Source organism: Streptomyces sp. WAC05292, from assembly GCF_003949955.1.
GTDB classification, from domain to species: domain Bacteria; phylum Actinomycetota; class Actinomycetes; order Streptomycetales; family Streptomycetaceae; genus Streptomyces; species Streptomyces globosus.
Genome location: NZ_RPSE01000362.1, coordinates 1 through 6,579 on the forward strand (window position 1 = coordinate 1; position 6,579 = coordinate 6,579).

Genomic DNA, 6,579 nt, shown 5'->3' on the forward strand with positions numbered 1-6,579 from the left:
GTCGAGGCGCACGACGAGGGTGCGCGGGTCCCTCAGCACGGGCTGCCTCCGGGGGGGGCCGGCCGCCGCCGGAGTGCCGCCCACCCCGGAGGCAGCCCGTGCTGAGGGACCCGCGCACCCTCGTCGTGCGCCTCGACAGCGCCGGAGACGTCCTCCTGTCCGGCCCCGCCGTCCGCGCCGTCGCGGCCGGCTCCTCCTACACGGCCATGCTGTGCGGCCCCCAGGGTGCACCCGCCGCCGCGCTGCTCCCGGGCGTCGAGCGGATCCTCGTCCACCACGCGCCGTGGGTGGGCTTCGCACCGCCGCGGACCTCCCGCGAGGAGTGCGACCTGCTGCTGGACGCGCTCACCGCCGACCGCTTCGACCGGGCGCTGATCCTCGTCTCCCACCACCAGAGCCCACTGCCCGCGGCCCTGCTCCTCGCGCTCGCCGGCATTCGGGACACCGCCGCCGACTGCACCGACTACCCGGGCTCCCTGCTCACCCTGCGGCACCGCCGCAGGCCCGGCCGGCACGAGGCGGAAGCCGCCCTCGACCTGGCCCGGGACTTCGGCTACCCGCTGCCCGCCGGCGACGACGGGGCACTGCGGATCCTGGAGCCGCCCGAGACCGTCGGCCTCACCGGCCCCGACCCCTACCTCGTCGTCCATCCCGGCGCGGCCGTCCCCGCCCGGGCGTGGAGCCCCGAACGGGCCGCCCGCGCGGTCGCGGCGCTGCACGGCGCCGGGCACCGCGTGGTGGTCACCGGCGGACCCGCCGAACGGGAGCTGACCGCCCGCGTCGCCGGCCGGCACGCCCTCGACCTGGGCGGCGGAACCCGCGACCTGCACGAACTCGCCGGAGTGCTGGCCGGGGCCCGGGCGGTCGTCACCGGCAACACCGGGCCCGCCCACCTGGCCGGCGCCGTCGGCACCCCCGTGGCCTGCCTGTTCGCCCCCGTCGTACCGGCCGAGCGCTGGCGCCCGTACGGCGTCCCGCACGTCCTGCTCGGCGACCAGCAGGCGGCCTGCGCCGCCACCCGCGCCCGCACCTGCCCGGTGCCCGGCCACCCCTGCCTGGACTCCGTACGCGACGAGGAGGTCCTCGCGGCCGTCGCCGCGCTCCTCGGCGCCGACCCCGGCCGCGCGACCGCCGGCGGCCGCCGCGCAGCCGCCCCCGACGTAGGAGCAGCACGGTGAACATCCTCCTGTGGCACGTCCACGGCTCCTGGACCACCGCCTTCGTCCAGGGCCCGCACACCTACCTGGTGCCCGTCACCCCCGACCGCGGCCCGGACGGCCTCGGCCGGGCCCGCACCTTCGACTGGCCCGACTCCGTCCGCGAGGTGACCCCCGGGCAGCTCGCCGACATTCCCGTCGACGCCGTCGTCCTCCAGCGCCCGCACGAGTGGCGGCTCGCCGAGCAGTGGCTCGGCGGCCGCCGCCCCGGCCGGGACGTGCCGGCCGTCTACCTGGAGCACAACGCCCCCGACGGCCGGGTGCCGTGCACCAGGCACCCCGCGGCCGACCGCGACGACACCGTCCTCGTCCACGTCACCCACTTCAACCGGCTGTTCTGGGACTCCGGCAGCACCCGCACCCGGGTCATCGAGCACGGCATCGTCGATCCCGGCCACCGCTACACCGGCCGGCTGGCCCGCGCCGCCGTCGTCGTCAACGACCCCGTCCGGCGCGGCCGGTACACCGGCACCGACCTGCTGCCCGCCCTCAGCGAGGCCGCCCCGCTCGACGTGTTCGGCATGCGCACCGAAGGCCTCGCCGAACACCTCGGGCTGGACCCGGACCGCTGCCGCGGCCGCGACCTGCCCCAGGCACGGCTGCACACCGCCATGGCCGAGCGCCGCCTGTACCTGCACCCCGTCCGCTGGACCTCCCTCGGGCTGTCCCTCCTGGAGGCCATGCACCTCGGCATGCCCGTGGTGGCGCTCGCCACCACCGAGGCCGTGGCCGCCGTCCCGCCCGGCACGGGCACCCTGTCGACGCGCCCCGGCGAACTGGCCCGCGCGGCCCGCCACTACCTCAACGAACCGGAAGCCGCCGCGGAGGACGGCGCCCGCGCCCGCCGGGCCGCACTCGACCGGTACGGCCTCAAACGCTTCCTGTCCGAATGGGAGCACCTGCTCACGGAGGTACGGTCATGACGCCCCCCGCCCGACCCGGCCACGGCGGCCGCCCGCTGGCGATCGCCCTGGTCTCCGAGCACGCCAGCCCGCTGGCCGCGCTCGGCACCGCCGACGCGGGCGGGCAGAACGTCCACGTCGCCTGCCTGGCCGGCGCCCTCGCCGACCGCGGCCACCGCGTCACGGTCCACACGAGGCGCGACTCCCCCGACCTGCCCGACGTCGCGGAGCTCCGCCCCGGAGTGCGGGTGCACCACGTCGACGCCGGACCGCCGCGGCCCGTGCCCAAGGACGAACTGCTGCCGCACATGGGCGCCTTCGGCAGCCGGCTGCTGGCCGAATGGAGGGCCGACCCGCCGGACCTGGCACACTCCCACTACTGGATGTCCGGGGTGGCCTCCCTGACCGCGGCCGGCGTGCTCGGCGTCCCCCTGCTGCACACCTACCACGCCCTCGGCACAGTCAAGCGGCGCCACCAGGGCGCCGCCGACCCCAGCCCCGCCCAGCGGATCCCCTGGGAGCGCGACATCGGGCTGCGCTGCGACCGGGTCCTCGCCACCTGCCGCGACGAGGTGGACGAGCTGATCCGGATGGGTGTCCCGCATGACCGCGCCGACGTCGTGCCCTGCGGCGTCGACCCCGCACGCTTCCACCCCGACGGCCCGGCCGCCCCCCGGGACCCCGCGCACCCGTACCGGCTGCTCCAGCTGGGCCGGCTGGTGCCCCGCAAGGGCGCAGCCGTCTCCATCGCCGCCCTGGCCCGGCTCCCCGGCGCCGAACTGGTCATCGTCGGCGGACCGCCCGCCGAGCACCTGGACCGCGACCCCGAGGTCGTCCGGCTGCGCGCCGCCGCCCGCCAGGCCCGGGTCGCCGACCGGGTCCGCTTCGCCGGCGGCCTCGGCGGCGCCGACGTCCCCGCCGTGCTGCGCAGCGCCGACGCGGTGCTCTGCCCCGCCGACTACGAACCCTTCGGCATCGTCCCGCTGGAGGCGATGGCCTGCGGCCGGCCGGTCGTCGCCAGCGCCGTCGGCGGCCAGCTCGACACGGTCGTCCACGGGGAGACCGGCCTGCTGGTGCCGCCCGGCGACCCCGCCGCCCTGGCCCGCGCCGTGTCCCGGCTGCTGGCCGCCCCGCTGCTCCGGGCCGCGTACGGGACGGCCGCCCGCCGCCGCGCCGTCGCCCGCTACGGCTGGGACCGCGTCGCCGCCGCCACCGAGGCCTCGTACCGGTCCGTCCTGGAACGCCGCTCCCGGCCCGCAGCGGCCGCGCCCGGCGTACGCCGCCCCGCGCCCGCCTGAACCGTCCCGCGCGTCCGGAAGGAGGTGAGGCCGACCGCGTCCCGCGGGCCGGCCCCCACCATGAACCCGCAACCCCGCACGCAGCGCGAGCCCGAGGGCCCCGCGCGCCACGGATCGCCGCCCCCGGCGGCCGTCCGAGCCCACTGCACCTCCCTGCAGTCCGCCCTGGAGCGGATGTGCCGCGACAGCACCGGCCTCCTCGAACGGTGGGCCGGCGAACTCGCCCGCGCCCTGCCCGCCGGCGCCCGGCTGCTCGCCGCCGGCAACGGCGGCAGCGCCGCGCAGGCCCAGCACCTGACCGCCGAACTGGTCGGCCGCTACCGCCGCGAGCGGCCCCCCTTCTCCGCGATCGCCCTGCACGCCGAAAGCTCCAGCGTGACGGCCATCGGCAACGACTACGGCTACGACCACGTCTTCGCCCGGCAGGTCGCCGCCCACGGCCGGCCGGGCGACGTCGCCCTGTTCCTGTCGACGTCCGGCCGCAGCGGCAACCTGCTGTCCGCCGCCGCCGCGGCCCGCGAGCACGGCCTGCGGGCGTGGGCCCTGACCGGCCCCGCACCCAACCCGCTCGCCGATGCCTGCGACGAGGCGCTGTGCATCGACGCCGACACCACCGCCACCGTGCAGGAAGTCCACCTGGTCGCCGTCCACCTGCTGTGCGAGGCCCTCGACGAGGCCCTCGACCGGGACACCGCCGCGGCCCCGCGGCCCCCCGGGACGGGCCGGGCCGCCACCCGCGTCGGCACGACCACCACGGCGCGCCCTGCCGCGGGCGCACCGGACGGCCGCCCCGTTCCCGCCGTGCCCGTGACCGGGAGGACGCCGTGACCGCATCCTCCGCATCGGCCCCCCTCGTCGTCGTCGGCGACGTCCTCCTCGACCGGGACATCGACGGGGCCGCCGACCGCCTCGCGCCCGACGCGCCCGTCCCCGTCGTCGACGTCGCCTCCGACCGCTCCCGGCCCGGCGGCGCCGGACTCGCCGCCGCCCTCGCCGCCGCCCGCTCCGGGCGCGAGGTCGTCCTGGTCACCGCGCTCGGCCGGGACAGTGCGAGCCGCCGCGTCCGCGAGGCCCTGCGCGGCCGCATCCGGCTCGTGGAACTGCCCCTGGCGGGCACGCTCCCGGTCAAGACGCGCGTCCTGGCCTCCGGGCGCCCCGTGGTCCGCCTCGACCGCGGTGGCGGCCGCGCCGGGCCCGCCACCGAGGAGTGCGGCGAACTGCTCGCCACGGCGCACACCGTCCTCGTCGCCGACTACGGCCGCGGCACCGCCGAGGCCCTGCGCCCCCTGCTGGCCCGGGCCGCACGCCGGGTGCCGCTCGTGTGGGACCCCCACCCGCGGGGCGGGCCGCCCGTCCCCGGCGCCCGCCTGGTCACCCCCAACGCCGCAGAGGCCCGCGCCCTGTGCCCCGAAGAGGGCAGCGGCGGATCCCTCGGCGCCTACGCACGCCGCGGCGCGCTGCTCGCCGCCCGCTGGCAGGCCGCCTCGGTGGCCGTCACCCTCGGCGAGCGCGGCGCCCTGCTGACCCGCCCGCACGCCGACGCGCCGCTCCTCGTGCCCGCGCCGTTCCGGGCGTACGGCGACACCTGCGGCGCCGGCGACTGCTTCGCCGCGCACACCGCCGCCGCCCTCGCCGACGGAGCCCTCCCCGAGGAAGCCGTATGGCACGCCGTCACCGAGGCGGCGGCGTTCGTGGCAGCCGGAGGCGCCTCCAAAGCGGCCCTGTGGCGGCGGCCCGACCCGGCCCCCGCCCTGCCCGACGGCTCCGACGCCCTGGCCCTCGTACGGGAGGTCCGCTCGCGCGGCGGCACGGTCGTGGCGACCGGAGGCTGCTTCGACCTGCTGCACGCCGGCCACGTCGGCCTGCTGGACAGCGCCCGCCGGATCGGCGACTGCCTGGTCGTCTGCCTGAACTCCGACGCGTCCGTGACCCGGCTGAAGGGCCCGGGCCGCCCGTTGACCCCGCTCGCCGACCGCACGCGCGTGCTGCAGGCGCTCGGCAGCGTCGACGCCGTCCTGCCCTTCGAGGAGGACACCCCCGCCGAGGTGCTGTCCCTGCTGCGGCCCGACATCTGGGTCAAGGGCGGTGACTACGCGGTCGACGACCTGCCGGAGGCGGCCCGGGTACGGGCGTGGGGCGGGCAGGCCGTCGTCCTGCCCTACCTCGACGGGCGCTCCACCACCGGCCTGGCCAGGCGGGCGGCGCGCGCCTCGGCCGCCGGGGCCGCCGGGCAGGCCGGGGCCGGCGTCCCGTGACGGCCGGCCCGCCGCCCGCCGGGCCGGACGCCGCGGCTCCCGCCGCGACCGGCCCGGCCGCCCGCCCGTCCCCGCCGCGCCGCCGCCGGCGCCGCGCCGCGCCGCCCACGGCCGCCGTGCTGCGGGCCCTGGGCCTCGGCGACCTGCTGACCGCCGTCCCGGCCCTGCGCGCCCTGCGCAGCGCCCTGCCCGGGCACGAACTGGTCCTGGCGGCTCCGGAGCGCCTCGCCGACGCCGTCCGGGCCCTCGGCACCGTGGACCGGCTGCTGCCCGCGCACGCCCCCGGGCGCGCCGTGCCGGCCGCCCTGCCCTGGTCCGGGCCACCGCCCGACATCGCCGTCGACCTGCACGGATGCGGCCCGCCCTCCCGGATGCTGCTCGCCGACCTGCGGCCCCGCCGCCTCCTCGTCTTCGCACCCCCCGGCCGCCCGCAGGCGCCCGGGCCGCGCTGGCGCCCCGACGAACACGAACGCGACCGGTGGTGCCGGATGCTCCGCTGGTACGGCCTCCACGCCGATCCCGACGACCTCGCCCTCCCGCTCCCCGACGAGCCCTCGCCGGCGCCCGGCGCGGTGGTCCTGCACCCCGGCGCGGACGCTCCGGCCCGCCGCTGGCCGGCCGAGCGGTTCGCCGCCGTCGGCCGCGCCCTGGCCCGGGACGGGCACCGCGTCGTGGTCGTCGCGGGCCGCGGCGAGGGCCCGCTCGCCCGCCGCGTCGCCGCGTACGCGGGCCTCGCGCCCGATGCCGTGGCCGGCGGCGAACGGGACCTGCCCTTCGGCCGGCTCGCCGCGCTCGTCGCCCACGCCCGCTGCGTGGTCGCGGGGGACAGCGGCGTGGCCCACCTCGCCTCGGCGCTGCGCACCCCCTCCGTCGTCCTGTTCGGGCCGGTCGCGCCCCGCCTGTGGGG

General features: G+C 79.4%; 6 protein-coding genes. All 6 read left to right on the forward strand.

Annotated elements, in window-relative coordinates; genetic code table 11:
* The first annotated feature begins 101 nt into the window (after positions 1 to 101).
* Complete coding sequence (locus EF903_RS26680) at positions 102 to 1,178, forward strand: glycosyltransferase family 9 protein (protein WP_125547377.1); 1,077 nt, start codon at positions 102 to 104, stop codon at positions 1,176 to 1,178.
* Positions 1,175 to 2,140 (forward strand): glycosyltransferase, encoded by a 966-nt coding sequence (locus tag EF903_RS26685; protein WP_125547368.1) that lies wholly within the window; start codon positions 1,175 to 1,177, stop codon positions 2,138 to 2,140. The genes EF903_RS26680 and EF903_RS26685 overlap by 4 nt, the downstream gene beginning before the upstream one ends.
* Positions 2,137 to 3,417, forward strand: a complete 1,281-nt coding sequence (locus tag EF903_RS26690; protein ID WP_125547370.1) for a glycosyltransferase — start codon at positions 2,137 to 2,139, stop codon at positions 3,415 to 3,417. Before EF903_RS26685 ends, EF903_RS26690 begins: the two co-directional genes overlap by 4 nt.
* 60 nt (positions 3,418 to 3,477) lie before the next feature.
* A complete protein-coding gene (locus tag EF903_RS26695; protein ID WP_125547372.1) occupies positions 3,478 to 4,245 on the forward strand; it encodes an SIS domain-containing protein in 768 nt (255 codons plus the stop codon).
* Positions 4,242 to 5,672 (forward strand): PfkB family carbohydrate kinase, encoded by a 1,431-nt coding sequence (locus EF903_RS26700; protein WP_125547375.1) that lies wholly within the window; start codon positions 4,242 to 4,244, stop codon positions 5,670 to 5,672. Before EF903_RS26695 ends, EF903_RS26700 begins: the two co-directional genes overlap by 4 nt.
* On the forward strand, positions 5,669 to 6,579 hold a 911-nt coding region (locus EF903_RS26705), incomplete at its 3' end, for a glycosyltransferase family 9 protein (RefSeq protein ID WP_399421756.1). The genes EF903_RS26700 and EF903_RS26705, both read left to right, overlap by 4 nt.

What these genes read in the sequence shown, in the direction of transcription:
- EF903_RS26690 (WP_125547370.1), top strand. Translation starts at nt 2,137, where the DNA reads ATGACGCCCCCCGCCCGACCCGGCCACGGCGGCCGCCCGCTGGCGATC.
- EF903_RS26695 (WP_125547372.1), top strand. Translation starts at nt 3,478, where the DNA reads ATGAACCCGCAACCCCGCACGCAGCGCGAGCCCGAGGGCCCCGCGCGC.